22 protein-coding genes are annotated in these 22,623 nt (G+C 31.2%); 16 read left to right on the top strand and 6 right to left on the bottom strand.

Features of this window, described 5'->3' with window-relative positions; translation table 11 throughout:
- Window positions 1–135: 135 nt before the first annotated feature.
- Window positions 136–1,011: a hypothetical protein gene (locus EW093_RS15895; RefSeq protein ID WP_149569338.1), complete on the top strand. Its 876-nt coding sequence runs from the start codon at window positions 136–138 to the stop codon at window positions 1,009–1,011.
- Window position 1,012: 1 nt separating this feature from the next.
- Here EW093_RS15895 and sbcB read toward each other — a convergent pair whose 3' ends face one another.
- Complete coding sequence (gene sbcB, locus EW093_RS15890; protein WP_149569337.1) at window positions 1,013–2,461, bottom strand: exodeoxyribonuclease I; 1,449 nt, start codon at window positions 2,459–2,461, stop codon at window positions 1,013–1,015.
- Between the two features lie 74 nt (window positions 2,462–2,535).
- On the opposite strand from sbcB, the gene trhA reads away from it, so the two are divergent.
- Window positions 2,536–3,195, top strand: coding sequence for a PAQR family membrane homeostasis protein TrhA (trhA, locus tag EW093_RS15885; RefSeq protein ID WP_149569336.1), 660 nt, complete (start codon window positions 2,536–2,538; stop codon window positions 3,193–3,195).
- A complete protein-coding gene (locus EW093_RS15880; protein WP_187759750.1) occupies window positions 3,192–3,791 on the top strand; it encodes an SET domain-containing protein-lysine N-methyltransferase in 600 nt (199 codons plus the stop codon). Before trhA ends, EW093_RS15880 begins: the two co-directional genes overlap by 4 nt.
- Here the strand turns inward: EW093_RS15880 and hemW are convergent.
- From hemW to lepB (EW093_RS17895), 3 genes are read right to left on the bottom strand one after another with little or no spacing between them, the layout of a single operon-like run.
- Window positions 3,785–4,972 (bottom strand): radical SAM family heme chaperone HemW, encoded by a 1,188-nt coding sequence (gene hemW, locus EW093_RS15875; RefSeq protein WP_246745123.1) that lies wholly within the window; start codon window positions 4,970–4,972, stop codon window positions 3,785–3,787. The genes EW093_RS15880 and hemW overlap by 7 nt on opposite strands.
- On the bottom strand, window positions 4,953–5,690 hold the full coding sequence (gene lepB, locus EW093_RS15870; RefSeq protein WP_149569333.1) for a signal peptidase I: 738 nt from the start codon (window positions 5,688–5,690) through the stop codon (window positions 4,953–4,955). The genes hemW and lepB (EW093_RS15870) overlap by 20 nt, the downstream gene beginning before the upstream one ends.
- An 8-nt stretch (window positions 5,691–5,698) precedes the next feature.
- Entirely contained in the window at window positions 5,699–6,622 is a 924-nt protein-coding gene (gene lepB, locus EW093_RS17895) for a signal peptidase I (protein ID WP_149569332.1), read from the bottom strand.
- A gap of 158 nt (window positions 6,623–6,780) precedes the next feature.
- On the opposite strand from lepB (EW093_RS17895), the gene EW093_RS15860 reads away from it, so the two are divergent.
- The 13 genes from EW093_RS15860 (at window position 6,781) to EW093_RS15800 (ending at window position 18,729) form a co-directional block, all read left to right on the top strand.
- Window positions 6,781–8,205, top strand: coding sequence for a PEGA domain-containing protein (locus tag EW093_RS15860; RefSeq protein WP_149569331.1), 1,425 nt, complete (start codon window positions 6,781–6,783; stop codon window positions 8,203–8,205).
- Window positions 8,192–8,659, top strand: a complete 468-nt coding sequence (gene smpB / locus EW093_RS15855) for an SsrA-binding protein SmpB (protein ID WP_149569330.1) — start codon at window positions 8,192–8,194, stop codon at window positions 8,657–8,659. Before EW093_RS15860 ends, smpB begins: the two co-directional genes overlap by 14 nt.
- Complete coding sequence (locus EW093_RS15850; RefSeq protein ID WP_149569329.1) at window positions 8,652–9,308, top strand: methyltransferase domain-containing protein; 657 nt, start codon at window positions 8,652–8,654, stop codon at window positions 9,306–9,308. Before smpB ends, EW093_RS15850 begins: the two co-directional genes overlap by 8 nt.
- 25 nt (window positions 9,309–9,333) lie before the next feature.
- Window positions 9,334–9,918, top strand: coding sequence for a YggT family protein (locus EW093_RS15845; RefSeq protein ID WP_149569328.1), 585 nt, complete (start codon window positions 9,334–9,336; stop codon window positions 9,916–9,918).
- Window positions 9,919–9,924: 6 nt separating this feature from the next.
- Window positions 9,925–11,997: an ATP-dependent DNA helicase RecG gene (recG, locus tag EW093_RS15840; protein ID WP_149569327.1), complete on the top strand. Its 2,073-nt coding sequence runs from the start codon at window positions 9,925–9,927 to the stop codon at window positions 11,995–11,997.
- Window positions 11,998–12,060: 63 nt separating this feature from the next.
- Window positions 12,061–12,309: a hypothetical protein gene (locus EW093_RS15835; RefSeq protein ID WP_149569326.1), complete on the top strand. Its 249-nt coding sequence runs from the start codon at window positions 12,061–12,063 to the stop codon at window positions 12,307–12,309.
- A gap of 14 nt (window positions 12,310–12,323) precedes the next feature.
- Window positions 12,324–12,854 carry a 16S rRNA (guanine(966)-N(2))-methyltransferase RsmD gene (gene rsmD / locus EW093_RS15830; protein WP_149569325.1) on the top strand — a complete coding sequence of 177 codons (531 nt, stop codon included), beginning with the start codon at window positions 12,324–12,326 and terminating at the stop codon, window positions 12,852–12,854.
- Between the two features lie 43 nt (window positions 12,855–12,897).
- Window positions 12,898–14,844, top strand: a complete 1,947-nt coding sequence (locus EW093_RS15825) for a LysM peptidoglycan-binding domain-containing protein (RefSeq protein ID WP_149569324.1) — start codon at window positions 12,898–12,900, stop codon at window positions 14,842–14,844.
- A 62-nt stretch (window positions 14,845–14,906) separates the two neighbouring features.
- The gene (locus EW093_RS15820; RefSeq protein WP_149569323.1) at window positions 14,907–16,010 is read left to right on the top strand and encodes an ATP phosphoribosyltransferase regulatory subunit; all 1,104 of its coding nucleotides are present in this window, start codon (window positions 14,907–14,909) and stop codon (window positions 16,008–16,010) included.
- Window positions 16,007–16,621 (top strand): ATP phosphoribosyltransferase, encoded by a 615-nt coding sequence (gene hisG / locus EW093_RS15815; protein WP_149569322.1) that lies wholly within the window; start codon window positions 16,007–16,009, stop codon window positions 16,619–16,621. The genes EW093_RS15820 and hisG overlap by 4 nt, the downstream gene beginning before the upstream one ends.
- 2 nt (window positions 16,622–16,623) lie before the next feature.
- Window positions 16,624–17,214: an imidazoleglycerol-phosphate dehydratase HisB gene (hisB, locus tag EW093_RS15810; protein WP_149569321.1), complete on the top strand. Its 591-nt coding sequence runs from the start codon at window positions 16,624–16,626 to the stop codon at window positions 17,212–17,214.
- A gap of 23 nt (window positions 17,215–17,237) precedes the next feature.
- On the top strand, window positions 17,238–17,579 hold the full coding sequence (locus tag EW093_RS15805) for a hypothetical protein (RefSeq protein ID WP_149569320.1): 342 nt from the start codon (window positions 17,238–17,240) through the stop codon (window positions 17,577–17,579).
- Window positions 17,580–17,595: 16 nt separating this feature from the next.
- The gene (locus tag EW093_RS15800; RefSeq protein ID WP_149569319.1) at window positions 17,596–18,729 is read left to right on the top strand and encodes a tetratricopeptide repeat protein; all 1,134 of its coding nucleotides are present in this window, start codon (window positions 17,596–17,598) and stop codon (window positions 18,727–18,729) included.
- Here the strand turns inward: EW093_RS15800 and EW093_RS15795 are convergent.
- Complete coding sequence (locus tag EW093_RS15795) at window positions 18,712–20,508, bottom strand: hypothetical protein (RefSeq protein WP_149569318.1); 1,797 nt, start codon at window positions 20,506–20,508, stop codon at window positions 18,712–18,714. The two genes, EW093_RS15800 and EW093_RS15795, sit on opposite strands and share 18 nt — an antisense overlap.
- The gene (gene rlmKL, locus EW093_RS15790; protein WP_187759749.1) at window positions 20,490–22,622 is read right to left on the bottom strand and encodes a bifunctional 23S rRNA (guanine(2069)-N(7))-methyltransferase RlmK/23S rRNA (guanine(2445)-N(2))-methyltransferase RlmL; all 2,133 of its coding nucleotides are present in this window, start codon (window positions 22,620–22,622) and stop codon (window positions 20,490–20,492) included. Before rlmKL ends, EW093_RS15795 begins: the two co-directional genes overlap by 19 nt.
- Window position 22,623: the final 1 nt, after the last annotated feature.

Here is a 22,623-nt window from a genome sequence, read left to right as displayed (position 1 = left end):
CTTGCAAAAAGAAGTGAAAGTCAAGTTAAAAAACTAAACTACTTAATCTAATTTAAAATAGACGCTATAAAAAACTTATAAATTGATATTCATTTATACACTCTTTGTACTATAATAATATGTAGGTGGTGTACATTGAAAAATTCTTTATTGTTTATATTATTAATAATTTGTAATGTTATGTTTGCTTTAGACTCAAATACATATTTTACTCTAAATAATTTTCATTTTGACTCTAATAATAACATTACTTCATCAAATTATGACTATGAATATGGAGAGATCATTAGTCAAGAGATAAGTGATGGTCTTAATTTAGATGCGGGTATAACAAAGAGCTTAATAAGTGATTGGTCTATATTTACCGATTTTAGAATAAGTAATGATCTTTTTGGTTTTAACCTTGGTATATTTACAAACTTTTTAAACGGCGGAAGTAAAATATTAACACCAGGACTAAATTACGGGTTGGATTTTGTAATTCCAGGTTTCTTTTTAGTTAACCTGGATTTAAATAATACAATCCCCAACACATCACCACTAGAGAGTGGTGTAAATATTAATAATTATAACATAAAAATCGGGTTTTATATTGGAGAAGCGATTATAAGTGGAAATATGGAGTCTGAAAGTAGCACTAAAGGAACAATTTTAACCTCCACATCTACAGTTGATAATAAATACTTTTTAAATATGGATCTCTTTAATAAGTATACAAAATATAGAATAAGCATTGACTTGGGTTGGAATTTTATTGCAAGAAGTATAAACACACTAAATTCTGAGCTCTCTGTAGATGACGAAATCACTCTTACAAGTTTAGCTACTACAAACAAACAGGCAGCTACCCTATATTTAACAACAAATTTTACATTACTTTTTCTTGAGAACTTTACTATTGATGTAGGAACAACTCTACATTTAATAAAATTCCCATTAAAAGATGTTGATACTTTTTCGTCAAATGAGTTTAGTTGGGGGCTTAATATTGGGATTATTTACAGATTGTAGTTCAATTCAATATTTTTCTTTTTAAAACATCTATGTATTGAAGTAACTCCCTAGTTATAAGCTTATCTTTATTTGAGGTCTCCTTACTCTCCATAGTTAGGTTTAGTTTCTCTTCAATGCTCTTAATATCAAGAGCATCACTACATGGGGGATATAAAGTTCTTGTAGCACAAAAACTTCTCCATTTATCTAAATCCTTTGAACTTAGAACCTCTGGATAGTTTCTACAAACAAATCTCCATAACATCTCTGAGATCCTGCTATCTTCAAAGTTATGATTTAAATCCAAAAGATCCTCTTTTCGTGTATTATGAATCATTGTAAATTTGGCCTTATCCTCATCCCTAAAAAAACCGCCACTATAGATCTGAAAGTCAGGATCTTTATTTATAACCTGTCCACTATTTGGTTGAAATACTTTTATAACCTTCTGAGTTAACTCCTTTACATCCTTTAATTTATCATAATTTTCAAGACATACTTTTGTATCAATACCTAACTTAAGGGATGCCTGTTCTGTTAAAGTTCCAAGGGGAGAAATCATAGGACTTTTGTTTATGTGCACACACTTAAGATGAACCCTTGACTCATTAGAAGATAGATTAGAATCTGAAACAAAAAGTCGGCTTTGTATCTCTTCTACACTTAGTTTTATTAGATCTGAAGGATCATACCTTAAATCATAACATATTATTGAGTTTTTATTTATTGGATCAACAGCAATTGGGGATAACATTGTTGTACAACCCCTAACCGATGTAAACATACCTGAGGTATGGTAAAAAGGCTTTCTACTAAATATATCTATGTATTTTTTTACTCCCTCTTTTTTTCTTAAAGAGTAGTTAAACTTAAAAAACTTTGGTTGCGCTTCATAAATTTTTTTTGCTAAACCTATAGTAGCTTCTACATCGGATAGTGCATCATGGGCATTATCATGAATTATTCCATTAATTTTACTAAGCTCTTCTAATTTAAAACTTGGTTTTCCATTTTCATGATTTAACCACTGTAATCCTTCAGGTCTAAAATCGTGGACACCTCGAACTAAATTAAGAATATCCCATCTAGTATTACCCCGACTCCACTCCCTTAAATATGGATCCTTAAAGTTTCTATAATATAGATTTCGAATAAACTCATCATCAAAATTTATAGAGTTGTAACCGACAACACAGGTTCCTGGCTGGGAGAACTCCTTATCTATTCGCTTTATAAACTCATACTCTGTTAACCCCTTCTCTATTGTTAACTGGGGAGTTATCCCTGTTATATAACAAGCTACAGGATCAGGGATATAATCTGGAGTTATTTTACAATATAGAACAATAGGTTCTCCAATAATCTCAAACTTCTCATTTGTTCTTATACCTGCGAACTGGGCTACTTTGTCCCATGCTGGATTCCTACCAAAAGTTTCTAAATCGTACCAAAATAATGTATCTGCCATTTTTATATTATAAGGAAAAAACTCTTTTTACTAAATAGCTTTAAATAAATATTTACATATGATAAAACATTAGTATGGAAATTAAAAACTGGTTATTAGAAAATATTACACTTCATTCCCATGACAATAAGAGGGAAGAGTTTATAAATGGTTTAACACACTTTTTTGGTATAATTCTATCAATAATTGGAATTATTTTTCTACTTTTAAAGAATACAACCACTCCCCATCTAAAAGGGGCTACTATAGTTTACGGTTTAACAATGTTACTTCTTTTTACAGCTTCTACAATTTACCACTGGCTAAATGACCCTATATTAAAAAGAGTTGGACGAGTTTTAGATCACTGTAACATATACCTACTAATTGCTGGAACTTACACCCCTTTAGCTATATACATTGGGGGTAGAATGGGCGTTACTATTATACTTTTTGAGTGGGTCTTAACTGTATTAGGTATTATATTTACCCTTAAATTCTGGGGTAGATTAAAATTTCTTCATGTATTTTTCTACTTAGTTATGGGATGGATGATTGTTCTAGTATGGTCAGATTTTATTAAATTAGTTCCAATAAGTTTTGCAAAGGATATACTTTTAGGTGGTGTTCTATATACTATTGGTGTAATTATTTATAGTCTTAAAAAGATTCCCTATTACCATGGGATATGGCATCTTTTTGTTGTTGCAGGGGCAGCTTCAATGTATATTGGAATTTATACGTATTTATCATGATAAAAACATCAAATAGAGTTGATACCCTTAACTTATTTAAAAGTCTAGGTATTGAATACTTAGACAACTATAAAATAGAGTTTAACAAGATCCTTACAGTAGATTTTTATACAAGTGAATACTATCTAGATAACAGAGCTGAGTTTGAAAATTTAGCAGATAGATTTGGAGAGAAGATTTTAAATAGAGAGTTAAATGACCTTTATATAGAAAAAACAATAGATAGAGGTTATGGATTATTTGCCAATAGGGATATAGAAAAAGACTCATTTATTGGTGTCTATTTAGGAATTATTAGGGAAGAAGATGAGATGGTTCCATTTGATGAGAGTGGATTTGATACAGACTATGCCTGGGATTTTCCAGATGAGATAGAAGGGTTTCCTCAACTTGAAATAAATGCAAAATACTCTGGGAATGAGCTTAGATTTGCCAACCATGGATCTGAACCTAATATTGATGTGGAACATACAGTTGTTAACAATATGTGGTACATATTCTTTATAAGTAATAGGGTTATAAAAAAAGATGAGGAAGTTATAATTTCCTATGGTGAGGCTTATTGGGATACTGATTATAGGAGTCTAAGTCAATAAAACCAGTTTAAATCTCTAATTTTCACCCCCTTTATAGAGTCTAATATCTCTACTAAAAAAGTGTTCATTATATTAAACCCCCTCTTTGAAAACTTATAAAAGTCACTATCGGTACTAATAACTCCATCTTCTTCAAGCTTTTTTGATATGGGTATAACATCCCATATATCAACATTGAAGATATTTTTAAATCTTTTTCGGTTTATCCCCCGTTTTAACCTTAAACCCATAATAATGTAATCTTCTAAAAACTCTTCAGGGTTAAGCCTCTCATACTCTTCCCCCCAATTACTCTCTCTACCTTTAAGAAATTCATTAATGGACTTTTTATTACTTACCCTAATTATCTGATTATCCTTATCTATTAATGTGGATACAGCCCCTGGACCTATACCTAAATAGGGTTTTAACTCCCAATAATTTATATTGTGAAGACAGGGTGTAGACTTTGTATAATTAGAAACTTCGTAGTTAATATAACCAGCATTTTTAAGTAACTCTCTACCATAAAGCCATAGATCTTCAGACTTTTTAGGCTCCAACTCTTCTATAATTCCCTTTGAGACTTCATCCTCCAACTTTGTTCCATCTTCTAGGGATAGGGCGTAAAAAGAGATATGGTCAGGATTAGATTGAATTGCAAAATTTATATCATTTAGGACCATTTCTCTACTCTGATTTGGAACTGAAGTTATAAAGTCTAAACTAAATTGTCCCCTCCAATATTTTTTTACAAGTTTTAGGGCATCTACAACTCTGTTTGGTTCAACCCTTCTGCCTAATACATTAAGAGTAGCATTATTTATACTTTGGACTCCAATACTTAGCCTAGAGACTCCATATCTATTGCAACAATTCAAAAAACTATCTGTTATGGATTCAGGATTAGACTCGATACTCCACTCAACTCTGTTAGGAGTTAACCTATCTATATGTTTTAAAAGTCGATCTAGTTCATCTATAGGAAGAATAGATGGAGTTCCTCCGCCTATAAAAATAGTTGTGATATTAGGACTTCCCAACTTATTCAACCAAAAATCTAACTGATTTATGATCTGGGTTACAACAAGAGGAATACGATTAAATCCATCAGTTTCTGAATAAAAATCACAATATTTACACTTATTACTACAAAATGGGATGTGTACATAGAGGGATATATTAGTAGATTTTAAATTCATCAATAGGCCAATATTTTAAAACAACTCTTCCTAGTATGTTCTCCTTAGAGGAGAGTCCAAATACTCTAGAGTCGTTAAACACCCTACGATTATCTGAAATTAAAAAGTAGTGTCCCTCTGTTACAAAGGTCTCCCTATACTCTGATGAGAAGGGAAACTCTTTTTTCCATGTATCTGAGTCTTCATTCTTAATAATATCATAATCTAGTTTTGTAAGTTCAAACTCACTAAGAAAAAAATCCTGTCCACTTGGTTTTATATAGACTGTACCATCTTTTATTTTAACTGTATCACCAGGTAGCCCTACAACTCTTAGTAACTCGGATCTCCCTTTATATCCCCTATTATCATATACTACGGACCGTTTTTGGAGTGTAAAGATTCTAACTATTGGATCTAAAAACTCCTCTATTAATTTAGGCTCATTAACATAATTAGTACTAGTTAAAACAACCTCCCCTCTTCTTAGGTTTTTAATGTTTTTCCTTTTAAGAAGTTTATTTATATTTTGGGATGGTTGTAAAATAAGAGAGCTTCCTAGATCTATTGTTGGTTCCATAGAATTACCATCAACTCTTATACTTATTGCTACAAAAGCTGTGAATATCGAGTAAAATAGGATTAGGATTGCTATCCTTATAAAATAGACTCTAAACTTTTTAGTTTGTGACTTCTTTTCGCTGTATGACCTGTATCTCTTGTTTGATGATCGTCCCATTTAATCCCCTATTTTATACTACCGAATCTGGAAAAAGGCCAGAATCGAAGACTTGCTTTGCCTAGAACTTCAGAATCTCTAATTATCCCAAAATATCGGCCATCCTTTGAGTTATCCCTATTATCACCTAGGGGGAGTAACCAACCTTCTGGTACATAAAACCCAATATCTTTAATGTTATACTCTTGATAATAATTTACCATTGATGGGGAGATATGGGAAAGATATTTATAATTAATCTTTCTACTATATAATAGATCCTGAGTATATTTAGAAGAGTTGCTTATTTGACTACTGTAGACCATCTGCCTTATCTCTTTTTCTGTTTCAGAGTAGAAAGAGTTATTAAAGGAACGAATTGGTTCATAGTTATGACTGTTTTCTTTAAAAAAGTTCTCTAATCCCCTAGGTTTAATAAAAACATCTCCATCTTCTATTTTTACAACATCCCCATTAGTAGCTATAACCCTTTTTATTAGGAAATGATGAGCAGGTTTTCCATTTAAATCTTTATCTATATCAACCATGGAGAGGGTTAACATAAATATAAGTCTAGAAACAATATCAAATGTTGTTCCTCTATTTCTATACTCAGGATTTTCAAATACTACAACATCTTCTTTTATTGGAGTTTTAAAACCTTGTATTTTGAAAAAACCCGGGAGCAGTTCAGGACCATAGATAAATTTATTAACAAGAATCCTATCTCCAACTAACAGACTTTTCTCCATAGATTTAGAAGGAATAACATAGGCTTGAAATAGAAATTGATTTATTATAAAAACAGCACATGCAGCCCATAAAAAAGCTCCCAACCAATCAAGAAAAGGATGTAGCCTCTTCTGCTTCTCTCTTTTTATATAATTTTTCCTTTTAATATGTGTAAGAGTATTCTCTGTAAATGTCACTAACTTTTTTGATAAAAATTGCATAACTTAAATTATCACAATAATGTTTGGTTTACAATAGAAATGTTCCCTATACTACTTAAGTAGTATCAAGGTTGATTAGGATATATATATATATTATACTCTATAACACTTTATAATCATAAATACAAACTATATAAGGAATTAAGCGATATTATTAAATGATTGATACATCACATATAAACATAAAATTAAAAGATATATTTAAAATTTCACCTAATACATATATACCAATATTTTACGGTTTACTTCTAATATTTATACTGCTATTAATTACTGTAATCCCAGGGTTATTAAATAATAGAACCAATGTAATAATAAAAAGTTCACCAACAGGTGCAGCAGTATTTATTGATAATGAGCTAATAGGCTCTACCCCCTTAGAAATATCCCTACCTAAAGGGAGCAGAGAGTTTACCGTAAAAAAAGAACATTTTTTTGATTATACTAGTACAGAGGTTGTTGAACGTAGAAAATCACAAGTAATATATATTGATCTTGAGTCTAAAAAAGGTTTAGATATTTTAAAAAATGGTTACGCCAACGGGTCTAGATGGAGTTTAGTAAACTCAAACCAACTATCAAATAGGTACAGAATCCCCAATATTATATCTGAACCAGTTTTAGACTATTATGAAGCTAATGATTTTAATAGAGAGAGCCTAGAGAGTTATTTAGAGTCATCCCTAAAATTGATTACTAACGAGTTTATTTTAAGTGATTATCTAAGAGCTCTAGCGATTAACTCATCAAATAAAAAGTTACTCTCAGTTTCATCAATTAAAAACAGTGCTTCTTTTATTGAAAAACTACTAAATAGTACCCCTAACCTATCCCTATTAATATATAATAAGATACTATTAAGAAGATCTTTAGATATAAAATCCCCTGCATTAGAGAGAATAGCAAGGGATCATCAACTTAAGATCAATAAAAATGTGGTAAGTTTTAAAGAACAATCCTCTTCTATAAAAGTAGAAAATTTAAATTTTATTAATATTCCTGAGTCACAAATCCCAACTATTGATGTGAATTTTATTCATAACATCTCTAATGAGAGTTTCTACATTTTAGAAGAAATGGTAGATAGAGATAACTACTTCAAGTTTTTAGAGGATAATCCTAAATGGTCAAAAGAGAACACAGAAGAGTTAATTAATAAAGGTTTAGTAGATAAATTTTATTTAGATTTTTCAAATGATGAGGATTATATAACAAATATCTCATATTATGCAGCTAAAGCGTGGTGTGAGTGGGCAAATGAATATTACAATATACCCAGCAATTATAAAATATCACTACCAAGTGAGAATCTATGGTTAAGTGCAAATCAATTTGATATATTAGATAACGTTGATGCATGGCAGTGGACGAATCAAGGTTTTTATATTTATGATCACTTTCTAACTAAAAAAAGCGGTGTTATATTAGATGAGTTTGATCAGATAGAAGCAAAACTCGTTGTTGGTAAAAATAAATACAATACTAAGGCTGAGTCTAGTCGTGGTGTACAAAATGCAAGTTGGTGTACTCCATTTCTTAGCTTTAGACCTGTATTAATAAGGAAAAGTAATGGGAAAGAGTAAAAAAGAGAGTCCAGGGACCCTTGGAAAAAATAGAAAGGCTTATTTTAACTATACTGTTGTAGAGAGTATGGAGTGTGGAATAGAGCTTAAGGGAACTGAGGTAAAATCTGTTAAATCTAGTCATTTTAACTTTGTTGACTGTTATAGTGATATAAAAGATGGCCAGTTGTGGTTATATAAAATGAATATCAATCCCTATGGATTTGGTAATATACACAACCATATAACCGATAGACCTCGAAGATTGTTAGCCCACTCTAAGGAAATAGAAAAGCTAGAAAAGAAAATAAGAGAGAAGGGTTTTACACTTATTCCTCTAAAATTCTATTTAAAAGGCTCCTTAGTTAAGGTTGAACTTGGTCTATGTAAGGGTAAAAAACTTTACGATAAGAGGGATACTATAAAAAATAGAGATATGGATAGAGATCAAAACAGAAAATCAAAATATGACTAATCAAACCCATAGTATATGCCCTCTCTGTAATAGTTTAGAAGTCAAATTTTACTTAAAAGATAAAAAAAGAGAGTATTTAATTTGTAACAGTTGTGAATTAATATATGTTCCTAAGAGTTATCATCTAACTAGTGTTGAAGAGAGAAGCAGATATGTTAAACATGATAACTCTATAGATGATCCATCCTATTTAAACTTTTTAAGTAGAATAGTGGGTCCTTTATTATCGAATATTACAAATATAGATAGTAGTGAGGGCTTAGATTTTGGTTGTGGCCCAGGTCCAGTACTAAAAAAAATACTAGAAAAGAGTAACTTAGTTTTAGAAGAGTACGATCTATATTTTAAAAATGACAAAGAACTTCTTAAACGAAATTGGGATTTTATAGTTTCAACTGAGGTTGTAGAACACTTAATTAAGCCTGGAGAGGTTCTGATAGACCTCTGGAAGATTATTAATGAAAAGGGCTTTTTAGCCATTATGACTAGACTATACGATGGCGTTGAAAACTTTAACGCATGGTATTATAAGGGAGATCCAACCCATATCTGCTTCTTTTCCAAAAATACATTTAACTATTTAGCCCAGTTATTTAACTGTGAAATTCAGTTTTTTGATAAAGATATTATCATATTGAAAAAAAAATAGTATATTGTTTATATAAGGAGAGATAATGATATCAACAATATTTGCATTTATATCAATAACATTAACAATTTACAGCTTGCTAATTTTTATAAGAATAATATTTAGTTGGTTTGACTTAAGAAACAGTGGTAATGGAATTCCACAAAACAAGATAACTAACTTTTTATACTCAATTACAGATCCATACCTGAACTGGTTTAGACGTTTTAAGTTTTTACAAATTGGAATGATGGACTTCTCTGCAATGCTTGCAATATTTGTTCTCTATTTTATTAGCAACATAACTTCTAGAATAGCTTTGACGGGAACAATATCTCTAATATATTTAATAAAATTGATATTAGTATCAGTATGGTCACTAGTTTCAAGCTTAGTAACAATTTTTATAATTATTTTAGCTATTAGAGTTATATTTTTACAGTTAAATAAATACTCACTAATTTTCCAAACGATGGATGGCTATTTAGAACCCTTAGTTAGAAGATTTAAAGGAAGTATAATTAAAAAATTCACATCCTATAAATTTAATTTACTTTTTTTCATTGTATCCATATTTATTATTAGATATGTGTTAGGTTTTGGTATAAATTTCTTATTAAGCCTATTTTAAATAGAGATGTTTCTTAATGAACTAAATTATCCAGTTGATAGAATAAAGGGAATTGGAACGGAGACACTAAAGGATCTAAAAAACCTTGGAATTTTAGATATAAAATCCCTTCTTAAACACTATCCTATAAGGTGGGAAGATAGATTAACTTCATCACCTATTAGCAGTGGGAAATCTACTGGATTTGTAAATACCCTAGTTAAAGTTATCGAACATAGTTACATTGGTTTTGGTTCTAAAAAAACTTTAAAGGTTTTAGTTCAAGATAAAACTGGTTACCTTTCTCTAATCTGCTTTGGTCGCAATTTTTTAGAAAAAAAACTCCCTATTGGAGAATATTTTTATATTTATGGTAGTAATATTCAGTATAAATTTTCAGAACTACAGTGTAGTAGCTTTGAATTTGAAAAATATATTCCTGATACAGAGCCAAAACAGTTTAATAAGCTACTACCTATATACAAGTTAAGTGGGAAATTAACCCAACATAATTTGCGAAAATTTATTTATAGTAGCTTAGTTCTATACGGGGAACATGTAACAACCGAATTACCTAGAAGCATATTAGATAAATATAATTTAATTGATAAAAATCGAGCACTTGAGTATATTCACTTTCCCATGGATCATAAGATACTAAGTATAGCAAAAAAAACCCTTATATATGAAGAGCTTTTCCATCTCCAACTTATTACTGGTAAGAAGGTGATCAATAGGGATGTAAAACCTAAAACTAAAAAGCAACTCTCAACTAAACTACAAGAACGTTTAATAAATAAACTCCCATTTGATCTTACTAAGGATCAAAAAGCAGCTATTGAAGATATTATCAGGGATCTTAACTCTACAAAGAGAATGAATAGACTTGTCCAGGGAGATGTTGGTTCAGGTAAAACTTTAGTTGCACTATTAAGTGCTATTCCAATAATTGAGTCAGGGGGTCAAGTTGCCTTAATGGCTCCTACTGAATTACTTGCAAAACAGCACAGCGAAAAAGCCTATGAACTCCTACACTCAGTAGGAATAAGAACAGCATTTATATCTGGTAATATTAAAAGTAGTAGTAGAAAAATTCTATTAACAGAGTTAGAACAGGGGAATATTGACCTAATTATTGGGACTCATGCACTGTTTACCCAGGATGTAATATATAAAAAACTAGACTTAATAATAGTTGATGAGCAACATAGATTTGGGGTGAAGCAGAGAATGTCTTTAAAAGATAAAGGGGATAACCCTGATATACTATTAATGACTGCGACACCTATACCAAGAACCTTAACCCTAACACTTTTTGGGGACCTAGATGTATCAACTATAAAGACAATGCCAGTAGGAAGAAAGCCTATAGAAACCCATCTATCTAGAATTGGTAATGAGGAAAAGGTATACGATTTTATTTTTAAAGAGCTAATAAAGGGACGCCAAGTCTATTTTGTATACCCCTTAATTGAACAATCTGAAAAAATGAATTTAAAGGATGCTCAATCAATGTATGAAAACTTACAAAAAATATTCTCATCTTATAAAGTAGCCTTAATACACTCTAAAGTTTCTGAAGAGGATAAAGAAAACTCTATGAATGATTTTAATAGTGGGAAAATTGACATTTTAGTTGCAACTAGTGTAGTAGAGGTTGGGGTTGATGTTCCAAATGCAACTGTTATGGTAATAGAACATGCTGAGAGGTTTGGGTTATCTGCTCTACACCAATTACGTGGTCGGGTTGGACGAGGGAATCACCAATCCTATTGTTTTTTAATCTACTCCAATCTATTAACTGATGATGGGAAAAAAAGGTTAATGACAATGAAAAATACAAATGATGGATTTATAATCTCCCAAGAAGATTTAAAACTTAGGGGTCCTGGAGATATAGCAGGTATAAAACAGTCCGGCTTTATGCAGTTCTCAATTGCTAATTTAGTTAGGGATATTGATATAATTGAGCTTGCTAGGGAGGATGCTTTTAAGTTACTAAAAGATGACCCTGGATTATTATCCCAGGAGAATAGTTCCCTACGGGAATTATATAGTGTAGCACCTCCCTTTTCATCAAACTTTATAACTCTTGGGTAAAAAAGTTTGGCTTGTACTAAAAGATAATCTCACATATTATATATAGATAAAAAAGGAGATATTATGAAAAAAAAGGCTGTTAAATACAAATTAAGTGTAAAAAAAGATTTTAGTTCAGACCTAGTTGAAGAACTTAGACATATTGACAAATATTTTTCAAAATATATTAATGCCAATGTAGAGATAATTGTAACAGAGTTACAAGGGGATCATAATGAAGATTTCATAGTTGAATTAAATGATATTAAAGTTGATGATCCAACAATTTCTAACATTGTAGATATTGCAAACAAAGAGGCAATGTTAAATTAATTTAAGGGGTTTTTATGCGAATAACAGGTGGAAAATACAGAAGTAGAGTGGTTAAATGTCCACCTGGAGTTATAAGACCTGCAATGGATAGAATGAGAGAATCCATGTTTTCCATTCTAGGAGACCTAAGGGACCTCTCCTTTTTAGACGTTTTCTCAGGTTCTGGGGTTATTGGTCTTGAGGCTGCTAGTCGAGGGGCAACAGATATACAACTGGTTGAACTTGATGGTGGTAAAAAGAAGGTTATGTTAGAAAACCTTTCAATTGCTAAAGAAAAAATAAATGTTAACTTTATGGACGCGGGGATATACCTAGAAAGGGCAACAAGAAGTTTTGATATTATTCACCTGGACCCTCCCTTCCCCTTAGAAAATAAAATTAAATATTTAGAGTTAATTGATAAGAACAGTATTCTTAATCCAAATGGAACACTTATGATGCACTACCCTGATGAAGAGAACTACCCTGACTTAATTGGAAGTCTTAGAAAGTATGATACAAGAAAATATGGAAGAAGTGTATTGATTTTTTATACTAGGGATTAAAGATTTAATTAAGTAGGCTTTCAAATATAACGATAATATATCTATGAAAAGACTGCTGTCCCTACTTTTGTTACTATTAGTAACATTTTTTATATATTCAGATACAATAATTCATATAGTTGAAAGGGGTGATACCCTTTTTGGCTTATCATTAAAATATGAAGTACCCACTAATATTATTAAGATTGAGAATGGCTTAGAGTCTGATAATCTATATATTGGACAGAAGATTAATATTACGAAACTAAAGCCAGATAGATATAAGGTACTACCTGGAGACTCACTCTCTAGTATTGCATATAACCACGATATAACCCTTAAACACCTATTATTAGTAAATAGAATAGCTGATGATTATTCTCTAAAAATTGGGGAGACACTAATAGTACCTACAACTCCTGAAAAAAAAAGAGAGTATATAGTAAAAAAAGGGGATACATTAAGTTGGATCTCAATGACTTATAACATTGATATTGAAAAAATAAAGAGACTTAATAAGATACAAGATGGAAGTCTAGTTGTAGGCCAAGAGTTAAAACTGATAAGTAGTGATAAACCAGAGAAAATAGTAAAACAAGCTGCAGTTTCATTAAACCTAATTGATAATGAAGAAGTTTTAAAAGATAAGGGGTTAAAGTATATTATAAAAGCAGGGGATACCCTATCTGCTATAGCTTTAGAGTACCAAACATCTGTTTCTGATATAAGTAGCCTTAACAATCTTAATAGTACAAATATAAAAATAGGAGATACTATCTACCTACCTAGTTATGCAAAAAAGAGAGAACCAATTGATTATAATATCTACCATATTGTAGAAAAAGGAGACACCCTCTCCCAAATAGCTTTAGATTACAATATATCTGAAACTCTACTAAGGGAAATAAATCACCTAGATAGTGATAAAATTAAGATTGGAGACTCTATAAAACTTATACCCCAGGAGAGTAGAACCTACAGGGTTTTAAAGGGTGATACTCTTTGGTCTATTGCACAAAAACATGATATTTCAGTAGACCAACTTATGCAGTACAACCACTTAAACTCAACTCTAGTACCAGAGGGTAAACTGTTAACGCTTTATGATTATAGTGTAGTAACCCATACCCAAGAAGAGGATAACTTTAGCCTTGTCTCATTTAAATATAAACACAATACAACACTCTCCCAACCCTACAAAAGTTACTCTATAGATCAACTTAAAAACCCCCTTGATAAATATAATAAAGCTAAAGAGAATTGGAAAAACTTTTCAAAATTAATATCAAATGAAGAGCAGATGTCAAATGATCTAGAAGGATGGACAGTTATACTTGATCCAGGACATGGGGGAAAAGACCCTGGAGCAATTGCAACAGTTACTTTAAATGGAAAAAAGAGATACATTGTAGAAGATGAGTACGCCTATGATACTGCTGTTAGACTATACGAGTTATTAAAAAGAAATGGTGCGGATGTATATATGACAATTTTAAGTCCAGACCATATAGCAAGGAATCCTAGTGATAATGCGACTACATTTATTAATGAAAAGAATGAAGTATATAATGATTATAAATTAAACTCCTACAATAATAGTACTGTATGGCCTGTTGGAGGTCAGTGGGGTTTAGAACAGAGGGTGAAGATAACAAATAACATCTTATCTGTTTCTAAAAACAAGAAGACTATTTTTATTAGTATTCATGCAGACAACGATGTAGATAGGGATGTAGGAAAATTAGTTTTATATAGCGAAAGAAATAGTATAGAGGATCAAAAAAGTAAGGATTTTGCAAACTACTTATTACCCTCACTTGGGGATAATGCAACAGCTGATGGTATGACTTTAGCTGTATTACACAACAACAATGCAGACGTAAAAGTTCTAATTGAGTTAAGAAATATGGCTCATTTAAAAGAGGCTATGGCCCTTTTGGATAATAATAAAAGGCAAGAAGATGCTTTAATGATATTAAATGGTATAAAAAACTATACCAAAAAGCATTAATAATAGGATTAAATATTTTCAAGATCCCTTAAATTACATATAATATTGACTCGGAGTATGAAATGAAAGAGAAATTATTAAAGACCCCACAGGGTGCTGAATCTATATTCTTAGATGAGGCGTATAAACATGAAAAGATTAATGAAGTAATAAATAATATCTATACAACATGGGGCTACCTACCAATAAAAACTCCTGTTTTTGACTACTATGAGACCTACGAAAAGTTATTATCAGCAGAAAGTAAAAAAAATTGTTTTAGATTAATGGATAGGGATGGAGAACTTCTTCTATTAAGAAACGATATAACACTTTTTTTAGCAAGACAATTAGGTAGAGTAGCAAAGAAAGATGATGTAATTAGAGTACACTATGCGGACTCAATACTAAGGCATCAGTCTGAAATTGATATATCTAGTAACGAATTTTTCCAAACAGGGGCCGACCTAGTTGGGGCAAAGGGTATGGATGGAGATTTAGAAGCTATAACCCTACTCCATAGAATTTTTATGGATTTAGAACTTGCTGAGACTAAGATACATTTAGGGTCAAGATCCCTCTTAGATGAAGTAGTTCATAATTTTCCAACAGTTGATATTGATAGATTAATCTCCCTAATAAATTTAAGGGATCCTGAGGCACTAACAACTTATTTGGAAAGTTTTGCAAACTCTACTATTGCACTTAAGATAACAAAACTATTCCTATTTATTGGAACTTTTGAAGAGTTTAATGATTTTGTATCAATAAATGAAAAACTTCTTCTCGAACTAAATATTACTAAATCAATTAAGTATCTTCACAATATTGGTAAAACTCTACTGGATATAAAGATTATAGATGATTTTAGATTTGATTTATCAGAAGTTGCTAATAGGGATTATTATACCGGAATTGTTTTCAAGGCTTATACAAAGGATATTGATAGTGCCATCGCTTCTGGTGGTAGGTATGATAACTTAATAAGTAGTTTTGGTGAGAAAATACCATCTGTTGGTTTCTCTATTCTATTAAGAAAGATAGAACATAAAATAAACTCAGATAGATTTAATCCTCCAGAAACAGTGATAATGGATGGATTAAATGGATTTTCAGCTAAATATCTAAGAGCGGAAGAGTTAAGATCTTCTGGTAAATGTGTAATAATTAAAGGAGAAAACATATGAGCGAACCGTTAACTCTTGCTCTGCCTAAGGGTAGACTTTTTGATAATGTTCAGAAACATTTTGCTACTAAAGGCATTGAATTCTCTTTTGAAAAAAGAAAGCTAACAGCCTATGATTCCCAGGGTTTATTAAAAATATTTTTAGTAAAAAACAGTGACCTACCTACATATGTTAACTATGGGATAGCTGGTTTAGGTGTATGTGGAGACGATGTAGTTTATGAATCTGGATTAAAATTTAATAATCTACTACCCTTTGATTTTGGTGGAACTAAAATCTGTCTATGTGGACCTAAGGGTATTGGTGAAAAATCAGATCTTGATGGGCTTAGAATTGCAACAAGTTATACTGAGTTTACAAAGGATTTTTTTCATAATGAAGGAACTCCTGTAAAAATAATTAACTTAAATGGTTCTGTAGAGTTAGCTCCAATTTTAGGTTTAACTCCATATATAGTGGATTTAGTAGAGACAGGAAGTACTCTAAAAGCAAATAATTTAGAAGTTATTAGAACTTTAAGTGATATTAAAGTTAATTTGATTGCTAACCCATCGTATTATAAGACAAATTATGAGAAAATAAATAAATTAATTGAGATACTTAGGGATTAGATATGAGTGATAGAACTGTACATATAAATAGAGTAACAAAAGAGACAAATATAGATTTAACGTTAAATCTTTCCGGTAGTGGTATAGTAAAATCCACAACTGGCATACCTTATTTAGACCACATGTTTACAGCTATGGCCTTCCATGGTAAGTTCGACTTAGAAGTAGTTGCGAGTGGGGATATAGAAGTTGATGAACACCACCTTGTAGAGGATCTAGGACTTGTTTTAGGAGAAGCTTTAAAAGAGACAGTTACTAAGTATGGGGGAGTAAAGAGATACTCTTACAAAGTTATTCCTATGGATGAAGCACTATCTGAGGTTGTAATTGATGTCTGTATGAGACCCTACTTAGTATATAATGTTAACTATCCTCAAGAGAGATCTGGTAATTTTGAGATGCATCTACTTAGAGAGTTTTTCCATGGTTTAACTTCTAAGGGAGCATTTACCCTTCACGCTATTTGTAGATATGGAGAGAATTCCCATCATATGTCAGAGGCTTTATTTAAAGCTTTAGGTATGGCTATTAAGGATGCTTATACACCAATAGAAAGTGGAACTGATGCTATGTCCACAAAGGGAAAACTTTAATATAATAAATATGGTATATAAAATTGGTTGATAATAATAAAAAAAAGACTATATTTAATATTATACCTGAAGAAGGTTTTATTAAAATCCCCAAAACAGGTTCTGTTGTTGTTAGTTCTGGGGATAGAGTTGTATTAGTTCGTAAAGCAAATGAATTGATGAATAAAAAAGACTATAATGGAGCTAAAAGAATTTACTTAGCCATAGAGTATTCTGCTGGTCTAATTAGACTTGGAGATTATTATGAAAATAATGGTAATACTCTAGAAGCTCTTAAAATGTATAAAGCGGCGAAAGCCCAAGCAAAACTCGAAAACATATCTAAAAAAATGGCTGATGTGTTAAGAGTTTGGTTAAAAAGTTAATAAAGAGGTATTAGATATGTTTGAAGATTTGGAAATCCCAAAGAGTCCCGTAAGTGATCTAAATGAGGATCAGATTAATGAGATTTCAGAGTTGTCCAAAAGAGGTTATCAATTATTGAAAGAGGGTCTAACAGATAGAGCTGTTAGTTGTTTTAAAGAAATTCTTAATATTGATGATAATAACAATTATGCATTAGTTGGATTAGGGGATACATATAGAAAAGATCGAAAGTATCGTGATGCTATTAATTATTATCAAAAATGCTTAGATTTACATGGTGGTAATAACTATGCTCTTTTTGGTTTAGCTGACTGTTTTAAAGCTCTTAAACAATTTAATCGAGCTATTGATATATGGGAAGAGTATTTAAAACACGATGATAAAAACATTACTGTTTTAACAAGAATAGCTGATGCCTATAGAAAGGTTAGAAATTTTAGAAAATCCAATGAGATATATTTAAAAGTTCTAGATATGCAACCTGAAAACTCCTACGCATTAATAGGATTAGGTCATCTTCATTACGACTTTAAAGAGTATACATCTGCACTGAAATATTGGGAAAAGATGTATAATCATAATGAAGATAATGTAGATATTAGAGTTCTAACCTCCCTAGGGAACTGTCATAGGAAGTTAAAAACCTATGAAGATGGTGTTAAATATTTTGAAAAAGCCCTACTTATAGAGCCAAACAACTTTTATGCTCTTTTTGGTTTAGCTGACTGTTTTAGAGGTTTAAATAAGCCTGATAAGTCTCTAGTTCATTGGTTAAAAATATTGGAAAGAGATCCAAGAAATAAGGTGATATTAACAAGAGCAGGGGATGCATACCGTCATATGGGTGATCTTGGAAATGCTGAAAGATACTATAGAAAAGCTCTAAACATTGAGTTTGACGTATACGCTATTATAGGTATTGCTCTAATAAATAAAGAAGAAGGAAACTTTGAAGAGGCTATATCCTCTCTAGTAGATTTAGTATATAACGAGCCTAAAAACTTTAGACTATATATAGAAATTGCAGAGTGTTACGAAGCTAAAAATGAAATTGGTAAAGCTATTGAAGCCTTAAACCAGTTCCAAAAGCTGGGAATAAGAAACTCCCAGGTTTCAGATTACCTTTTAGAATTAAGACAAAAGATATAAAAAAAAGAGAACTTTAAGTTCTCTTTTTTTAGTCAATTCACTACCTAGATTATTCCAAGCATCATCAATTTGCTCTTTATTATATACTTTTTTCTGCTTATAAGAAGATTTTGTATCTTTTTCCTTGGTTTTGCTTCTAGGGCTATAATCGTTTATATTAGAGTAGTCATTACTATTGGAGTATGATGAGTATGAACTACTTTTAGTTCGCCCCTTTTTATTGCTCCCCTTCTTGGATTTTTTATGTCCTGTGAACCTTTCAACATACTTATTATATTGTCCAAAGATTATAATAAAAAATCGTTTAACAATTGGAAGGATATCATAGGCCTTTTCAAATAGATTGGTAACATCTAAATTGAAAATTCGACTAAAACTCTTTAATTCTGAACTCCCCTCTATAAAATACATTGCAAGTAAATTGTGCATTTTACCCTGGGAGTGACTCCGCTTTTTTGAAAAATGTATAATAGACTCAGCTAATATCCCCTTTCTATTAAAAAGATCATATATAATTGGATAATCGGACTGTAGTTTATCAGAAATACTAGCTTCAAATGGATAGCCCTCTAAAAGTGAAGCATCTGAACTATTGGATAAGAGACACTTTCTAAACTCTCCAATATAATACTCGTTTAATTCAGCTGTTGCTAATGCTACCTGGTCTAAAAAAACCTTATATAAGTTGTCTTGATGAATATAGTATTGCCCAACAAAAACAACCTCTGTTAACCCTGTTTTAGTCTTATTATCAACATAAAGTTCATAAAATTTAGCCTTTATTTCAGGTGCACTCTTATCATACACTTCAAATAGTGAATTAAAGCTCTCTTGAGTTAGTGGTTTAAACTCATTAGCTCTAACTTTCTCTGAAATTTCCTTTAGAGTAGCTTTTAATTTTTTTTCGTCTTCTAATTCTTTATCTTTTTGCTTAAGTTCACTATTACTATAGTGGTAAAGGATACTTACAGCTTTAAAAAAGCTACTGCTCATATTTTTGAATTTAGAGTTAATTAGTTTCTTGTTTTTTAATATTTCAAAAGAAAATGTTTTCCAAGTAGATATATCAAAATTTGCAATTATTGTTCTGACTTTAGATATTGAGCTATTCAATATTTTTGCAATAAAGGCGATGAAATTATCACTTTTAAAATAGTACTTTATCTTTCTTATGGAAATTTTCAGTAGATCTTGGAGTGATTCACTAGTAACATAGAAGGCTTTATACCCCTCTAACTTTATCTGAAAAACACTATTTCTATTCTGTTCTCTTCGAATAAAACCCTTATTTAGTTGATTAATAGGAAGTTCTAATGGAGTAAAAGATGATGTATTAATATCATACTTTTCAAAATTAGACTCATCTATAAAATCATTTGATACTTCTTCCAGATTTTTTTGGAACTCATTATTAATAAAGTAGTAGTAGAAAAAATGAGAATCAACGTTAGTTAATATTATCTTATCTACTCCCCTCTCACCTCTAACAAATTTAGTTAGTAAAATCCCACAACTACTTGATCGTAATTTTTTCATTAGAGAGTCGAGGAATTTTTCATCAATAGGATGTTTTTTATTTATTTTTGTGACAAATTTTGCATAACCTATCTCATGTTCCCAGTTGTCGCATAATAGGTTAAAAAGTTCTCTCTCCTCTGTTGAGAAGTTACCAACTTGGGATAGAAAGGACTCTCTCTCCTTTCTATCCTTATTTATATAATCAGGTATCGGATTTAATACTATCTCTGAATCTTCCAGTTCTAATGGTTCGTCTGCCATTTAATCTCCCAACATCTATGTATTTTAGGATTATTACTAAAATCTTGATCTATAGTACTACTACTAATATCTTTTATCTCAAGATCAGGAAAGAGTGTTTCATCAAATTTAAATTTTCTAAAGTTATTTGAAAATATTATTACACCACTCTTTTTAAGTATTTTAGCACATAATTGAATTAATTCAATATAATCCACTTGCACGTCAAATATATCTCTTCCACTTTTAGAGTTAGAAAAGGTAGGTGGGTCTAAAAATATTACATCGTAACTATTTCTATCTTTTTTTAACCACTCCTTGGTATCAGAAACAAAGAATTTATGATTCTCACTATAGAGTCCATTTAACTGTATATTTCTTTTAGCCCACTCTATATAGGTTTTACTTGCATCAACTGTTGTTGTTGATTTAGCACCTCCTATAGCTGCTAAACTAGTAACTGTACCTGTATAGCTAAATAAATTCAAAAGAGACTTTCCTTCAACATTATCCCTAATCCATCGCCTTATAGGTCTATGGTCTAAGAATATACCAGTATCTAGGTAATCCTTAAAGTTAACATAAAATTTTGCTCCCGACTCATGTACAATATTAAACTCTTTTGATGTATCATTTTTGTAATACTGTGTCGAACCTTTTTGTCTTTTTCGAACTTTTAGATATACGTTATCACTATCTACGTCTAAAACCTCTGGAACAACCCTTAAAACTTCATCTAACCTTTTTTTTACAACATGTAACTCAATCTCTTTTGGAGCTTGGTATTCAGAAACAGTAATCCAAGTATTCTCATATATATCTATTGCTACATTGTAATCTGGAAGATCAGCATCATATACTCTGTAACAGGATACCCCTGATCTTTTAGCCCATTTACCTAAGTGTTTACTACGTTTTATCAATCTATTTTTAAAGGAAATACCACCCTGGGAAAGAGGTGCTTCAACCTTCTTTTTATTATCCTCAAGGGTAAAATGGGAGACTGTACACTTTATTGCCCCATTAAAAAGGGTATGTTTTTTATCGATTTTTAGTGGTATAACCCTTGAAAGTTCATCCTCGCCAGTAATTACAGAGAGTTTCCAACCAGGTAATTTTTCTAAAAACAGGTTACTAAACTCTGCATAAAGTTTTTTAAGTTCAGGGACATCCCCTAACCTTACACCATAGGGTGGGTTTATACATATTAATCCACTTTTGTAGGTCATACTCTCAACAACTTCAAATTCAGATAACTCAGATTTTTCTACGTGAATTAGCTTAGAGAAACCAGCATTACTAATATTATGAATAGATTGAGATATTGCATCCCTATCCATATCAAAACCTCGTATTACTCCACTATAAGGTCTAATAGACTTTTCAACATCATCAAAGACCTCATCCCATAGGTCTACATCGTGTTTAAGCCAACCTAGAAACCCATAGTAGTGTCTATAATATCCAGGAGGGGTATTTGTAGCGATATATGCAGCTTCTATTAAAAGTGTTCCTGAACCACACATTGGATCTAAAAAGTTTAGACCTTCCTTGGACATTTTTGGCCAGTTCCCACGATATAGTAGTGCAGCAGCAACATTCTCTTTTAAAGCAGCATGGGCATTCCCATCCCTATACCCCCGTTTATGCAGAGACTCCCCTGAGAGATCAAGGGAGATACTTGCCTTATTTTTACTAATATGCAGATGTACTTTAACCGAAGGTTTTTTAGGGTCTACATTTGGCCTTCTTTCATACTTATCTTTAAAATAATCAGCTATAGCATCCTTTACTAACAGGGATGCATATTTACTATTTTTTACCCTACTTTTAACTACAGCAGCAGAAGTAGCAAAGGTATCATCAACAGAGAAGTGTTCATCCCATGGAATCTCTTTAGCAAATTTATAGATATCATGTTGATCATTAAGATCAAACTCAACTAATTCTAGAAACAGTTTTCCTGCAATTCTAGAACATAGACAAGCCTTATAGACAATCTCTAAATTTCCATTAAAAGCAACACCTGATGGTGATATCTTACAATTTTCTGCCCCTAAATCTACAAGCTCGTTAACTAATAACTCCTCTGTATTTAAAGGGCAGGTACAAAATAATTTTAAATCTTTAATCAAT

The sequence above is a fragment of the Thiospirochaeta perfilievii genome, from assembly GCF_008329945.1.
GTDB classification, from domain to species: Bacteria; Spirochaetota; Spirochaetia; order DSM-2461; family DSM-2461; genus Thiospirochaeta; species Thiospirochaeta perfilievii.
This window is presented reverse-complemented; position numbering and strand designations above follow the sequence as displayed.